At 41.6% G+C, this 15,254-nt stretch carries 13 protein-coding genes; 12 read left to right on the top strand and 1 reads right to left on the bottom strand.

The annotated features are described in order from the left end of the window. Positions 1 to 363: 363 nt before the first annotated feature. The 12 genes from secY2 to JOC28_RS08935 all read left to right on the top strand — a co-directional run bounded on the left by secY2 (position 364) and on the right by JOC28_RS08935 (position 14,585). The gene (secY2, locus tag JOC28_RS08880; protein ID WP_205010337.1) at positions 364 to 1,608 is read left to right on the top strand and encodes an accessory Sec system protein translocase subunit SecY2; all 1,245 of its coding nucleotides are present in this window, start codon (positions 364 to 366) and stop codon (positions 1,606 to 1,608) included. Between the two features lie 9 nt (positions 1,609 to 1,617). Further along, the gene (asp1, locus tag JOC28_RS08885) at positions 1,618 to 3,180 is read left to right on the top strand and encodes an accessory Sec system protein Asp1 (protein ID WP_205010338.1); all 1,563 of its coding nucleotides are present in this window, start codon (positions 1,618 to 1,620) and stop codon (positions 3,178 to 3,180) included. Between the two features lie 14 nt (positions 3,181 to 3,194). Beyond that, complete coding sequence (gene asp2, locus JOC28_RS08890) at positions 3,195 to 4,778, top strand: accessory Sec system protein Asp2 (protein WP_205010339.1); 1,584 nt, start codon at positions 3,195 to 3,197, stop codon at positions 4,776 to 4,778. Continuing rightward, positions 4,771 to 5,313, top strand: coding sequence for an accessory Sec system protein Asp3 (asp3, locus tag JOC28_RS08895; RefSeq protein ID WP_205010340.1), 543 nt, complete (start codon positions 4,771 to 4,773; stop codon positions 5,311 to 5,313). The genes asp2 and asp3 overlap by 8 nt, the downstream gene beginning before the upstream one ends. A 9-nt stretch (positions 5,314 to 5,322) precedes the next feature. Further along, positions 5,323 to 7,710 carry an accessory Sec system translocase SecA2 gene (gene secA2, locus JOC28_RS08900; RefSeq protein ID WP_205010341.1) on the top strand — a complete coding sequence of 796 codons (2,388 nt, stop codon included), beginning with the start codon at positions 5,323 to 5,325 and terminating at the stop codon, positions 7,708 to 7,710. 15 nt (positions 7,711 to 7,725) lie between these two features. Further along, on the top strand, positions 7,726 to 9,237 hold the full coding sequence (gene gtfA, locus JOC28_RS08905) for an accessory Sec system glycosyltransferase GtfA (RefSeq protein WP_205010342.1): 1,512 nt from the start codon (positions 7,726 to 7,728) through the stop codon (positions 9,235 to 9,237). Continuing rightward, positions 9,230 to 10,540: an accessory Sec system glycosylation chaperone GtfB gene (gene gtfB / locus JOC28_RS08910; protein ID WP_205010343.1), complete on the top strand. Its 1,311-nt coding sequence runs from the start codon at positions 9,230 to 9,232 to the stop codon at positions 10,538 to 10,540. Before gtfA ends, gtfB begins: the two co-directional genes overlap by 8 nt. A 12-nt stretch (positions 10,541 to 10,552) precedes the next feature. Then, positions 10,553 to 10,720: a hypothetical protein gene (locus JOC28_RS08915; RefSeq protein WP_205010344.1), complete on the top strand. Its 168-nt coding sequence runs from the start codon at positions 10,553 to 10,555 to the stop codon at positions 10,718 to 10,720. A 138-nt stretch (positions 10,721 to 10,858) separates the two neighbouring features. After that, positions 10,859 to 11,410 (top strand): GNAT family N-acetyltransferase, encoded by a 552-nt coding sequence (locus JOC28_RS08920; RefSeq protein WP_205010345.1) that lies wholly within the window; start codon positions 10,859 to 10,861, stop codon positions 11,408 to 11,410. Continuing rightward, on the top strand, positions 11,403 to 12,686 hold the full coding sequence (gene spxR, locus JOC28_RS08925) for a CBS-HotDog domain-containing transcription factor SpxR (protein WP_205010346.1): 1,284 nt from the start codon (positions 11,403 to 11,405) through the stop codon (positions 12,684 to 12,686). Before JOC28_RS08920 ends, spxR begins: the two co-directional genes overlap by 8 nt. 110 nt (positions 12,687 to 12,796) lie before the next feature. Next, positions 12,797 to 13,657 (top strand): methionyl aminopeptidase, encoded by an 861-nt coding sequence (locus JOC28_RS08930; protein ID WP_205010347.1) that lies wholly within the window; start codon positions 12,797 to 12,799, stop codon positions 13,655 to 13,657. A gap of 1 nt (position 13,658) precedes the next feature. Next, a complete protein-coding gene (locus JOC28_RS08935; RefSeq protein WP_205010348.1) occupies positions 13,659 to 14,585 on the top strand; it encodes a YihY/virulence factor BrkB family protein in 927 nt (308 codons plus the stop codon). A 54-nt stretch (positions 14,586 to 14,639) separates the two neighbouring features. On the opposite strand, the gene JOC28_RS08940 is transcribed toward JOC28_RS08935, so the two are convergent. Then, positions 14,640 to 15,113, bottom strand: coding sequence for a GtrA family protein (locus tag JOC28_RS08940; RefSeq protein WP_205010349.1), 474 nt, complete (start codon positions 15,111 to 15,113; stop codon positions 14,640 to 14,642). Positions 15,114 to 15,254: the final 141 nt, after the last annotated feature.

Genomic DNA, 15,254 nt, shown 5'->3' on the forward strand with positions numbered 1-15,254 from the left:
CTTTTCATTATAAGTCATGTGGGACTTTTTTTCTACATTCAAAAAGCCCTACAATCTCCTTGGTGGATTTACCCACTACAGAAATTATAGAGCCTTTGCTTGTAGATGATCAAAGTTGGAGAATAATTCACTTTTAGATTTAATGATTAGAGATGAAGTAATGTTTGAATTGTCAGATAATTACCTTGGTTAATGTGGTCTTTAAAAATAAAAATGTTCTATAAAACTCTTTTTGACAGCATTTTTAGAATATTTTAGAAATTTACTTATATTCAATTTTTAATAAAAAGCAACCTTACTGCTATTAAAGAGAGACTATTTTTGTTATAATAAGAAGGAAAAATTCTAACGGAATAGGTAAAGATGTTTACGAAATTAAAAAGTTCAAAACTTGTTCAGAGAATCCTCTGGACTTTATTGATTATGTTTATTTATATGCTTGGACGCAGTATTCCGGTGACGACTGTTGCCATGGACACTGGTGTTCTTGCTGTGATGAAAACGCAGACGCTTTTAAATAATATGGCGGTTGTCACTGGTGGTCAATTGTCTGAAATCACTCTGTTTTCATTGGGGATTGGTCCTTGGATGACTGGAATGATTATCTGGCGATTCTTTACGGTTTTTGGGATGTTCAAAAATCTGACGACCAGTCAGTTAAATCGTAACCGTATGATTTTGACTTTCTTGATTGCTTTGATCCAAGCATTTGGTTTAACAGCTGGAGCAACCTTCACAGCTGTTGATATCTTTGGAATGACGTCGCCAGTGCTGGCTCGTATCTTGACCATGATTTTCATGATAACGGGTTCTTATGTACTGGTTTGGCTTGGTAATATGAATAGTGTCAAGGGTCTCGGTGGTATGATGATCATTATCATTGTCAATATGATTCTGTCTTTCTTTAATAACTTGGGACAATATTTCTCTGATAATAGTTTTACAGGAGTCGAACTCTTAGTTCAGATTGCTATCTTTGCAACATGCCTTATCCTCTTAATGATGGTTACTGTTGTGACCTATCGTGCAGAGTATCGCATTCCTGTTAGACGACTTGGAGTCAGCAATCACTTGACAAAAGACACCTATCTGCCGATTCGTGTTATGCCGGCTGGAGGGATGCCTTTCATGTATGGGATGACCCTTATGATGCTCCCACCGATTATCTTCTCAAGTCTGCTCAGCTTTTTCCCAGAAAACCAAATTTTGACCTACTTATCACTAAATACAGGTCTATCAACCCTACCAGGTGTTCTAATCTATGCCGTTATTCTTTATTTCTTGGCAATCGGCTTCGCTTATTACAACTATGATTCCTATGACATTGCTAAGAATATGCGTAATACGGGCGACTACATTGAGCATGTGAAACCTGGTAAACCAACTCAGAAATTTATTCAAGCTAAAATTAATATCTTCGCCCAAATCGGAGCGGTCTTCGTCATTCTGATGGGGGCAGGACCACTCTTTTTCATCGTCGGTCAGTCTGGTAAGACCAGTATCGCTCTGCTTATTAGTAATGTCTTTATCGTCATTAGCTTGATGTTGACTATTATCGAGCAGGTCAATACCCTCTTAAACTGGCGTCGTTACAAGAATCTTTTATAGGAGGCAATCGTGTTCTACTTTATTCCATCTTGGTATAATCAAAATCGTCCTTGGTATGATGAAACACCTCTCTGGTTTAGGGTGTTTGAGCGCATGACCTTCGATGATACTATCAATCAGTTGAAAATGTTTCGTCAGTCTCAAGAGGATGTTAGTCTCTTGATTCTCAACTATCAGCCCCAGCTGCGTTATTTTATGCACAAGCAGGATGTTGTCGGAACAGACTACTGGTCTTTCTTTGATGATATTCAAAATATTCAATTACAGACGACTGATTCTATCTCTTTTAAGGACTTGAATTGGCCAGAAGGGACACGATTTGTCTACTCACCTTTTGCTGTCTTAGCTATGCGTGGTCAGGAATTGCTGGCCTATATTCACTTTGCGGAAAATGGAAATCTGCACCATATCGAGTTCGTGGCAAATGGAAAAGCAAAGCACCGCTATGTTTTTGACGACCGTGGCTTTGTATCTAGCATTCTCTATTTTAATGAGGATGGTCATGAAGCCTACCAGGACTACCTCAATCAAAATGGTGTCTGGCAGGTTAGAGAGTTTCTGGGAGGTAATAACCGTCTCCTAATCAATCCTCTTTCAGATAAAAACTTCAAGCAGGAGGAATACCAGTCATGGGAAGAGTTGCTGACAGAGCGTCTAGCTCTCTTGCAAGAAGGAATGTCTCAAGATGACTGTCTGGTTATTGCTTCGGACAGACAACACAATCATCTGCTTGAGTCTGTCTTTCCAGAGCAGAAGAAGGTGCTATCCTTCTTTAATAAGCGTTATAGTTTGACTGAGAGTGATGACTTGAAGCAATCCTTGAGTCAAGCTGATTTGGTTGTTGTTGATACAGAGTCACAGGAAAAAGCTCTGCTTGATATGATTGAAAAGCTTGGTGTGGATAATGCCAAGATGACCCGCTTGTCTTCCTTTGATACCCGTTTGCGATTGGGACACAGTCAAACGATTAAGGAATTGATTATCTATTTCTACATCGATACGATTTCAGAAGCTGAGTTAGATCAAGCCTTGATGACGCTCTTGGATGTCATGGATAATAATCCGCTTGTTAATCTCCGTATGATTAGTTTCAATACGGGGCTCAACAAGGATGGTCTTAATCAAAATATTGCTGCTAAGATTCAGAAATACTTCGATCCAGAGAATTTCTACACAAATGCTGAGGCCTTGGGAGAGAACAATCTGGAAGAAGACGAAGAACTGGAAAATTATCGTGTGCAGATTGAAACCTTTACCAATGAAAATCAGATTATCAGTGCCCTAGATACGGCACGCTTGGTTTTGGATTTGGGGCAGGAACCTGATCTTTATACGCAGATTGCAAGTATCAGTGCGGGTGTTCCGCAGATCAATCAAGTCACTTCAGACTATGTCAGCCATCAGGAAAATGGTTGGATTTTAGAGGATTTGACAGAGCTGAATCAAGCAATCGGTTATTATTTCGACGGGCTAGCTAACTGGAATGCTTCTCTGGTATATGCTGTTCAGAAGATGGGTGATTATACGAGCGGACGCTTATTGACAGAGTGGAAAACACTCCTAGAAAACTAGAAAAGGAATGACTGATGAAGATTTTACAAATTGGGGAGCAGGATTGGACAGCTGATCTTGAGCTTCCTGATAAGTTGGAATGGCTCTATTGTCATTCCTATAATATTGAATCCCTACTTGAAGACTTGGAGAAGCAGGAAATTGAAAAGATTCTTGCTAAACTTCCTGAGCCACCAGAAGATGGAAAGTTGCCTAAGGTCACTCTTCGTTTTGATGCGGTGCTTTTAACTGATGAAGTTGATGAAAGTCGCTTAGAGCCCTTGGTTGACACCATTGAAGCCTATACTCTTTTTCATCTCTCAGATTTGAAATTCAATAGCTTCAACCGTTACGGTATTTTTAGACGTAAGGTTTTGAAGGAGCTACCTTTTAACGGCAATCGTCAGGAAATCACGGACTTCCTCTATATGAACCTTTTTGGAGGTCAATACGGTGCCAAGTTGAAGGTGCCAGATATTGATGTGAATCCGCAGTTCACAGGCAAAGTTCACTATGAAGGTCATGTCGCAACTTGCTTCCAAGGTGATTTTGGTCAGGATTTTCAACCTCTCTTTACCTATCGCTATAATCTGCAGGCTTTTTCAATGGGAATTGAGCTTTGGCAGGAATATATCAAAGAAGGCGATAATCAGATTTATATTGAAATTATCCCAATGCGAAAAGGAAGTCTCTATGACTTAACAGAGCCAATTATTCTGACTGAGGAAGATATGCAGGAACCCTATGTCTTGCAGCCAGATGAGTCTATTGGTTATTACAGTATCTCTGTTTTTGCCAAGGGACAAGGTCAGCTGAAGTTTGGTCCTATGCACTGGCGTTATTCACGTATGGGCTTGGGTAAATTTATCCTTGGCGGAAATCGCTACAATGACAGTAAGCGTCAAGAGTTTATCTATTACTTCAATCCAGGCGACCTCAAACCACCATTGACGGTCTACTTTTCAGGTTTTCGTGGTGCCGAAGGTTTTGAAGGATTTTACATGATGAAATCACTCAAGACTCCCTTTATGCTTATCGGTGACCCAAGGCTTGAGGGTGGCGGTTTCTATTCAGGAACTGAGGAGTTGGAAGAAAATGTTATCAAGGTTATTCAAGATTCATTGAACTATCTTGGCTTTGAGAAGAATCAGCTTATTCTATCAGGACTATCCATGGGAACATTTGGTGCCCTTTATAATGCGTCAGCTTTTGACCCTTATGGGATTGTCGTCGGTAAACCCTTTGCCAATGTCGGTGATGTGGCACTGGGAATGAAGTTGAAAAGACCCTATGAATTTGAAACAATCGGCGACATGCTCCGCAATATCGAAGGTGATATCGACCAGGCGGCTATCGATCGCTTGAATCAGCGCTTTTGGAATCGCTTTGACAAGTCAGATTTCCCATCGACCAATTTTGCCATTGCCTTTATGGAGCAGGATGACTATGATGGAACGGCGACTGAGAAACTGGTTGATCACCTCTCAGACAAGGGAGCCCATATCTTTACCAAGGGATATGAGGGTCGCCACAATGATAATAGCCGAGCTATCAACCGATGGTTTATGAGGCAGTATGTCAATATGTTGCAGGAAGGATTTGATCGCCACTATGACTAGACAGTTATTAAAGAAAATCGAATGGCAGGATGTGCGTTCTGGTTCGACCTATCTGTATGGAAGTCTTTTGCGTATTGAGGAAGATGGTCAAGCTATTCTTGATAATGAACGTATGGCACCAGGTAAGCCTTTGGCTAACTTCTTGTCTCGTACCAATTATCAGGGAAATCGTTTCTCACCTATTCTCCCTATCTTGGAGGCAGGTCAGACCTATGATGTGGTTGCAAATCTTGAAACCATTCCTGAAAATCGCTACTATATTCAGATTGATTTTTTCAATCGTCAAAACGAAACGATTCAATCAAAAATCTTTCGTGTCGGTGAGGAGCGTTTCGTCTGCCCAGAGGATACCTTCTCATATCAATTGACCGTTAGAAGTGCTGGTTGTAGTCGCTTAACTTATCGAAACGTGACTCTTTATCACGTGACTCAAGAAGCTAGTGAGGAAATCAGTCTTCCGAGTGCTTCTTATCAGAAAGAAAATCTTCCAGAGGAACTCGATTTTATTCGTGATCTGATTCATCTGGAGCAGTAGGAGGATACATTGGCAGTAAAACAGAGAGAATCACTGCTTAATCGCTATAAACTTAGAAAAATCCGTCGTATTTTAGCCAAAATCAATCAGAAGGCAGACTATTATGCTCAGATGTCTGATGAAGAATTGAAAGGACAGACACAGCTTTTCCGTCAACGCTTGGAAGAAGGAGAAACGCTCGATGACCTTTTGGTAGAAGCCTTTGCGACAATTCGTGAGGCTGATAAGCGTGTCTTAGGGAAATTTCCTTACGACGTGCAGGTTATCGGTGGAATTGCCATGCATCAGGGAAATATCGCTGAGATGAAAACTGGTGAGGGCAAGACCTTGACGGCGACCTTGCCACTCTATCTCAATGCCTTATCTGGTAAGGGTGCTATTTTGGTTACGACCAATGAATATCTGGCTCGTCGTGATGCTGAGGAGATGGGAGAAGTCTATAAATGGATGGGCTTGACTGTCGGTGTCGGTATCTTTGATGAGGAAGAGGATGTCTCTGTTGTTGAGAAGAGAGCTGTTTATTATTCAGATATCATGTATTCGACCAGCACAGCTCTGGGATTTGACTATCTGATTGATAATCTAGCTGGCTCAGCAGAAGACAAGTTTATTAGACCTTTTAACTATGTTATCGTGGATGAGGCTGACGCTGTTCTTTTGGATAATGCTCAGACACCCTTGATTATTTCAGGGGCACCTCGTGTGCAGTCCAATCTCTTTCACATCTGTAATCAGTTTGTCTTGACCCTACATGAGGACGAAGAGTACAAACATGATAAGGATAAGAAAATTGTTTACTTGACTGGTCCTGGGATTGCCTATGCTGAAGAATTCTTTGATATCGAGGACCTCTATGCCAATTCGTCCTATGAGCTCAATCGTCATATCAATCTAGCTCTTAGAGCGCAGCATTTGTACAAAAGAGACCATGATTATGTGGTTGAAGATAATGAAGTCAAGCTCTTGGACAATAGAACTGGTCGTTTGCTAGAGGGGACTCGTCTGCAATCTGGTATCCACCAGGCCATTGAAACCAAGGAAAATGTTAAATTGACCAAGGAAGCACGCGCCATGGGTTCGGTTACCTATCAGAGTCTTTTCAACATGTTTCCTAAGTTGTCTGGCATGACTGGTACAGGTAAAATCGCTGAAGATGAGCTGATTTCAACCTACAAGGTACCTGTAATCGTCATTCCGACCAATTCACCTGTTCAGCGTATTGACTATCCAGACCGTGTTTACACAACCTTGCCTGAAAAACTCTATGCGACTATCGAATATGTCAAAGAGCTTCATGCGACAGGACAGCCGATTCTTTTGATTTCAGGGACTGTTGATATCGCAGAAATTTATTCTCGTATGCTTTTGCAAGAGGGAATTGCCCACAGTACTCTGACAGCCAAAAACCTAGCCAAGGAAGCCTTGATTATCAAAGAAGCAGGGCAACTCGGTGCGGTTACGGTTGCCACATCCTTGGCAGGTCGTGGTACGGATATCAAGCTTGGTGAAGGTGTTGCCGAGCTTGGTGGTCTAGCGGTTGTGGGGACTGAACGTATGCCTAATAGCCGAGTAGACTGGCAGTTGCGTGGGCGTGCTGGTCGTCAAGGCGACCCTGGTATCAGTCAATTCTTTGTTTCTTTGGAGGATGAATTGCTAGTACAGCATGGTGGTGAGCGTCTGAATCGCTATTTTGAGAAAAATAACCATACGGACCGCAAAAACTACGGTTACGAATTGAATGGACGCCGCTTCCATAGAGCCATTAAACTATCTCAGCAAAAGAGTGAAGACAAGGCTGTTTCGGCGCGTGAAAATACGATCCAGTATGACGAAAGCCTACGTGTTCAACGTGGCAAAATCTACAGTCTTCGTGACAGCTTGATTTACAATGAGGCTGATTTATCGGATAAGATCAAGGAAATCTTTGATGATTCTATTCGAAACTATCTGGCGAGCCATCATGATCTGACTGAGAAAGACTTGCAGCGCTATATTTTGGAGAATTACACCTATCATTTCCGTTTCTTCCCACGTCATTTTGACCCAAACAATCCAGATCAGGTATCTGATTTGATGTGGAAAATTGCTAAGGAAGAATTGGCTAAGAAGGAGGATATCTTCAAGTCAGAAGAAAAGATGGAAGAGTTTTACCGTCTTTCAGTGCTAAAAGCGATTGATGAGTGCTGGGTTGAGCAGGTTGACAATCTTCAACAGTTGAAGAATATCGTTTCCATGCGTTCTTTAGCACAGCGAGATTCGATTGCTGAGTTCTATCGTGAATCACTTGAATCCTATGAAAAACTTTCTCAGGAGGTCAAGGATTTGGCAGTTCGTCACATGATGTTGAGTACTATCGAAGGTAATAGCAAAAAAGGCTATTCTATTTACTATGTCTAGAAATTGGGAGTTCTGATGACTATTTACAATATCAATCTAGGAATCGGTTGGGCCAGTAGTGGGGTTGAGTATGCTCAAGCCTACCGTGCTGGTGTCTTAAGAGAGTTGGGGATTCCAGCTAAATTTATTTTTACGGATTTCTTTCAGACAGAAAATCTGCAGCATTTTACCTCAAATATTGGTTTTGAAGATCAAGAGGTTATCTGGCTCTACACAGCCTTTACTGACCAAAAAATGACAGAGTCTACCTTTAGCTTGACTGAACTTGAAGAGACTTTCTCAGCTGAGATTGCAAGCAAAGTGGCTCAAGGAGATTTAGTTCGTTATCAGTTTGAAGCAAGTGATTTGCAAGTAACAGCCTTTATGCATGATACTGAGAAAGGCTATCTTCAGCGTGTCGAATACCTGAGCCAGGGAACCCTCTTTCGTAAGGATTACTATTCAGATTGTAAGGTCTTTAGTGAATTTTATGCCAAAGATGGTGACAAGCTCAGACTTTACAAGCGCAGCTTTTTCAATAGAGATGGTCGCATAGCTTACGAAGAATTGTTGAATACAGATAATACTAGCCTCTTTCGTTTCCCTGAAAAAATCTGCTATTCAAAGGATGAGCTGGTTGCCTATTTCCTTGAAAAACTTGCCCTTACTAGCCAGGATATTATCCTCCTAGACCGTGCAACAGGGATTGGTCAGTCAGTTTTCCAACACAAGGGAGCTGCTAAATTAGCTGTCGTCATCCATGCTGAGCATTTCAATGAGAAAGCCAGCAACAAACAAAATGTCCTTTGGAATAACTATTATGAATATCAGTTTACCAATGCAGATAAAGTGGATGCCTTTATCGCATCAACTGAGAAACAAAAAGAGGTCTTAGTCCAGCAGTTTAAGACCTATACTGATTTTGAGCCTAAGATTTACAGTATTCCAGTTGGAAGCTTGGATAAATTACGCCGTCCAATGGCCAATCGTAAGCCATTTTCAATGATTACAGGTTCGCGTCTTGCGGCTGAAAAGCATATTGACTGGCTAGTTCAGGCGGTTATCAATGCTCATCAACAGTTGCCGCAATTGACTTTTGACATCTATGGTGAGGGTGGTCAGCGCCAGCTATTGGTCAAAATGATTGAAGAAAATGCTGCCCAAGATTATATCCACCTCAAGGGACATCAGGATTTGACAGAGATTTATCAGGACTACGAGGTTTACCTGACTGCTTCAACCAGTGAGGGCTTTGGACTGACCTTGATGGAGGCTGTCGGATCTGGTCTTCCTTTGATTGGACTTGATGTGCCTTATGGAAATCAAACCTTTGTGGACAATGGGAAGAATGGTTATCTGATTCCACGTCAGGAGCCTGATGATGCTGCGCAGATGGCTGAGGCTTTCGCGGACAGAATTGTCGCCTTCTATAAGGATCTCTACCGTGAGTCAACTTACGAGTATTCTTATCAAAAGGCTTCAGCCTTTCTAAATAAGGAACTGGAAGCTGAGTGGACACGATTTGTAAAGGAGTTAGCCGATGATTAGATTATTCGACTGGTTAAATCAAGAGACTCTAGACCTGCATTTCTCCTTGGAGACATCTGGTCTACATGGTTTGACTATTCTATTAAATGACGATGGTTGTCTACCAGAAGGTGTGACCTCACCCTATTCTTACTTCTGTGGTATGTCTGCCAAGGATGCTAAACCACGCTATTTCAACCAGATTACGATTCCTGATTTTTGGCAAATCACTGGGAATAATGTCAAAGGTGAAATTTGGAATTACAGCGACAAGATGGCTGATATCTACTATCACGAACCGAACCATCTACGTCTGGTTAAGACGGTTGACTGGCTTGATAAAAAAGGGCAAGTTCGCCTGTCTGAGCATTATAATCAGCAGGGCTGGGTCTATGCTAAAACCTATCTTGATGAGAATCAGAACGGTATTTTCAAAAGCTATTTCACTCAGGACAAGCAAGAAGTCATCACTGAAAATCTGAAAACGGGAGCCATTCTATTGAATTGGAATGACCAAGTCTATCATTTCAATAAAAAATTGGATTTTGTGATTTTTTACCTGAAAGAAGCAGGGCTTGACCTCAGTCAGATTTGGTATAACTCTCTCGGTATGCCTTTCATGATTTCCTACTACTTGGATGTAGCAGGGCAGGATATCCTCTTCTGGCAGGAAGACATCGGAAATGAAATCCCTGGGAATATGCAGGTTGTCCTATCAGGTCGTACCAATCGTGAACAACGTGTCGTCGTCCAGAAAAAAGCTGCCTATGATAAATTGCAGGGCATGTTAACAGATGAGCAGAAGGAAAAAGTTGTCTATCTGGGTTACCTTTACCCAGAGATGGCCGATAATTCTGAAAAACGTGAGATCCTTATCTTGACCAATTCAGATAATATTCAGAGCCTAGACTATCTGGTCAGTCATCTTAAGGATTACCGATTCCACATTGGAGCCCTGACAGAAATGTCACAACATCTGATGAGCTTTGCCTCTTATGATAATGTCCAGCTTTACCCAAACATTTCGCCAAATATGGTCTATCAGCTTTTGGAAAGCTGTGCTATTTACCTTGACATCAATCACGGTAGCGAGATTCTGACTGCTGTGCGTAAAGCCTTTGAGTACAATCTTTTGATTATGGCCTTTGATAATACGAGTCATAACCGTCAGTTGACACGTTCAGATATGATTTTCTCAGCTGACAATCCTGCTAGTCTGGTTACTCAGATTTACAGTATCTTGAGCCTGACCCAAGCAGTTAAGGAACAGCGCCAGATGACTGGACAAGAATCTGTTGAAAACTACCAAGCCCTACTTGGTTAAGAGAGGATAAGCATGGCAAAGAAAAATGAACTATTAGACAAGGATATCCTTGAAAAAATCGATAATGCCCGCTATGAAAAACCTGAAAAGGAAAAAAATAGACAATCGATTTTCTATTTGACGATTGTAGCCCTAGTCACACTAGCAGTCGTCTACTCACTCTTGAGATATCTCCAATAAAACCAACCCTTTTTTCTGATTTATTCAGAGAAAGGGTTTTTACTTTGTATGGTTCTCAATCTGTTATATAAAATAGTACAGATTTGTGCTATAATATAACAACATATTGTTGAAAGAAGACCAAGGAAAGGACTGGTTATGGATATTTGGGTGAGACTGGCAAATTTTGCTGAAATAGAGACTGAGCGTTTGCTCTTAAAACCTCTATCGATAAAGGATAGCCAAGCCTTTTATGACATCACACAGAATCCAGAAAATCTTCCTTTTATCTTTCCTGCTCAGGCTAGTCAGAAGGAGAGCGACTATCTCTTAGTTCACTATTTTCTCAAAGAGCCTTTGGGTAAGTGGGGGATTTTTGATAAGACCAGTCAGGAGTTTCTTGGTGTTTTTAATTTTGAAAAATTGCTTGCGCAGAAAAAATCAGCTGAGATTGGCTACTTTCTGAAAAAGAGCCATTGGGGCAGAGGTTTGATGACTGAGGTTCTGAAAAATCTAGCCTTTCTTTCCTTTCAGGTTTTAGGGTTGAAGACCTTGATCATTATTACCCACAAGGAAAATCTAGCCAGTCAGGCAGTGGCTAAAAAGGCTGGTTTTAGACTAGTCAGACAGTATAAGGGTAGTGACCGCTATACCCACAAGATGCGAGATTATCATCAGTACGAATTGAGGAGGAAAGATCTGAATGAGTAAACACCAGGACATCTTGGACTACTTAGAAAATTTAGAAATTGGAAAACGTGTCAGTGTGCGCAGCATTTCCAACCACCTACAAGTCAGTGATGGGACCGCCTATCGTGCCATCAAAGAGGCTGAAAATCGAGGGATTGTTGAGACCAGACCTCGTAGCGGGACTGTTCGTATCGAAAAGAAGGAGAGTCGTCCTCTTGATAAGTTGACCTATGCAGAGATTGCTAGTATCTCGGATTCTAAGGTGGTTTCTGGTCAAGATGGGCTGGCGCGTGAGTTCAGCAAGTTCTCTATTGGTGCCATGACTAGAGAAAATATCCACCGCTACCTGGTTAAGGGTGGGCTTCTCATTGTTGGTGACCGTGAGGATATTCAGCTGATTGCCCTTGAGAATCACAATGCTATCTTGGTTACAGGTGGTTTTGAGGTGTCAAAACGTGTGATGGAAGTCTCAAATAGTCATAATATTCCTGTCATGGTGTCCAACTACGATACCTTTACCGTGGCAACTATGATTAACAATGCTCTGGCAAATCTGCGTATCAAGGAAGATTTGAAGACTGTTAACCAGGTTTATCACAGCCCTTATGATTACGGCTTTTTGAAGGAGACGGATACCGTCAGGGACTACCAACAGTTGTCTAAGAGAACGGGAAATGTTCGCTTTCCAGTTATCAATCAGCACGATATGGTTGTGGGAGTAGTGACCATGCGAGATGTATCAGGCAAGGGACCAACAGTCAGCATTGACAAACTCATGACAAAAAATCCTCACTTGACCAAGCCGACAGTCAGTCTAGCCAATATCAATCAAAAGATGACTCAAGAAGATTTTGACATGATGCCAGTTGTGGGAGAGGATCAGAAGATTCTGGGTGTTATTACACGTCGTCGGGTCATGGCAGAGCTGCAAGAATTGGAAGGAACTCACCTCCACACTTATAGCGAGCAGATTCTCAGTAACCTCAAAGAGGAAAAAGGTGTTTACAGCTTTACGGTTGAACCCTCTATGATGGATGCTGTTGGATCCATTTCCTACGGTATTCTGACCGAGTACCTCAAGGAGATTACCATCCGTGTCCTCAGGAAAAAACATCAAAAGAATATCATTATTGAGCAAATGATGTTATACTTTTTAAAGGCTGTTCAGATTGATGATGAGCTCAGCATTCGACCACAGTTGATTACTGAAAGTCGACGCAGTTCTATTATCGATTTTGAGATTCGCCTCGGCTACCAATTGGTGGTCAAAGGTCTTGTCACAACAAAAATAAATTAAGATTATAGTGAATTGAATAAAGGTTAGGACGGAGTACAAGTCGCTTTGATGAACGCTAGTCCTATTCCTTTCTCAATCCACTATAAAGAAAAATAGGAGTAAAAGCAAAGATGATTACATTAAAATCAGCACGTGAAATTGAAGCTATGGATAAGGCAGGAGATTTTCTTGCCTCAATCCATATCGGTTTGCGTGATCTCTTGAAACCAGGCGTTGATATGTGGGAAGTCGAAGAGTACGTTCGCAGACGCTGTAAAGAAGAAAATGTTCTTCCTCTTCAAATCGGTGTTGACGGTAGCCTTATGGATTATCCATACGCAACATGTTGTGGACTTAACGACGAAGTAGCGCATGCCTTTCCGCGTCACTATATCCTCAAAGATGGTGACCTTTTGAAGGTTGATATGGTACTTTCTGAGCCACTTGATAAATCTGTTGTTGATGTTTCAAAACTTGACTTTAATAATGTCGCTCAATTGAAAAAATACACTGAAAACTACACTGGTGGTTTGGCGGATTCATGCTGGGCTTACGCTATCGGTACACCTTCTGATGAAGTAAAAGCTCTTATGGATGTTACCCGAGAAGCTATGTACCTTGGTATTGAACAAGCTGTCGTTGGCAATCGTATCGGCGACATCGGTGCAGCAATTCAAGAATACGCTGAAAGTCGTGGCTATGGTGTTGTTCGTGACTTGGTTGGACACGGTGTTGGACCAACAATGCACGAAGAACCTATGGTACCAAACTACGGTGTGGCTGGACGTGGTCTACGCTTGAAAGAAGGAATGGTCCTTACAATCGAACCTATGATCAACACTGGTACATGGGAAATTGATACAGACATGGAAACTGGCTGGGCCCACAAGACACTTGATGGTGGTCTCTCATGCCAATACGAGCACCAATTTGTTATTACCAAAGATGGTCCACGTATCCTAACAAGCCAAGGTGAAGAAAGAACCTACTAAAATGAACCGAAAAAGGCTTCTAGATCGACTTTGGGAAAAGCTTAATTGGAAGCCTCTCAATGTCTTTCTCAAGCACTATCGCAGCAGCGAGATGGATTTGTCGGCAATTGCTGTCGCTTACTACCTGCTCCTGACTGCCTTCCCACTTTTGGTAATCGCAGCCAATCTCTTTCCCTACCTCAACCTTGATATCACTGATATGCTCAAGGTCATGAAAGAGTACCTGCCGAGTCAACTTTATTCGACTTTGTCTGGTGTTGCTAGCAATATCTTTTCAAGACCTTCTGGAAGTTTGTTGGGAATTGCGACGGTAACAGCTCTCTGGACCATGTCTAAGAGTTTATCTTCCCTTCAGAAGGCAATCAATAAGGCTTACGGAGTCTCAGAGCACCGTGACTTTGTCATCAGTCATCTGATTGGAGTCGTCACAAGTGTTCTCATTCTTTTCTTGCTGACCTTTGTTGTGATGGCGTCGACCTTCACCAAGGCTATTCTGCAGGTCCTCGTCACACATTATCAGCTCAGCGATGACTTGAGCAATCTCATTCTCAACCTAACGCAGCCCCTAACTGGTCTGGTTATCTTCTTGGGAATAGCAATGCTCTACTTTATATTGCCCAATGTTAAGATAAAGCGTCTACGCTACATCCTGCCTGGAACAGTTTTGACCTCAGTAGTCTGGCTCTTCTTTAATAGCCTGATTTCTTCCTATGTCATTCGTACCTTTGGACGTTTGGTCGATGTCAAGACCTTCGGATCAATCATGATCTTTGTTATCATGATCTGGTTTATCTTCCTTGCCAATATCCTCATCTTCGGTGCCATCCTCAATGCAACCGTGCAGGAATTGAAGCAGGGAGAGTTAGAAGGACGAAAAGGAGATGTCATGACATTTATTCAAGGTCTATCCAGTGATGATGACAAATAAGAATACTATCTCAAAGTAAAGCAAAAGAGTTTGGATTTTCGAATCCAAACTCTTTTATTTCTTATCTTTAAAAACAAAAAGTTTACTAATGAGGTAATTTACTGCCATAATCAGGATTTGACTCATTAGGGTTTCAATACCATTGACACTCTCTTTGATTTCTGCAGTATATTGAGCGACTGGAGTAGATGTCAGGAATTGACCGATAATACCTGGAAAGGTATCGACCAAGAGATAAGCCATAACCAAATCGAGAGCTAGTGTTGATAGACGAGCCAGCGTAAATTTAATCAAACGACCAAACCAGCCAGCAGAAGCTTGATTGAAAACAAAGCGGTCATTGGTGAAGAAGGCAAAAAGTACAGCAGTAATATTGGCAATGACTACAGATACCGTTCCATTTGGGATAACTTCAAAAATCAAGAGGCGAACGACCATATAGACTAGGGTGGTCAGGACACCAAAGAAGAGATATTTGAAGACTTCAGATTTTATAAATTGTTTACATAGTGAGATAAATTTTTCCATAGTCTGATTATAGCATAAGTCTCAAACAAAGTCAGATTTAGTCATAACTGTTTGTGTCAAGTAATCCTCGGAAACAATTTTCAAAGTCCTAAATCCACTTTTTGAGTTGACCAATCGGAGAGCTCGTTGCAGCAGCTAAAG

The organism is Streptococcus loxodontisalivarius (genome assembly GCF_016908645.1).
Taxonomy (GTDB): domain Bacteria; phylum Bacillota; class Bacilli; order Lactobacillales; family Streptococcaceae; genus Streptococcus; species Streptococcus loxodontisalivarius.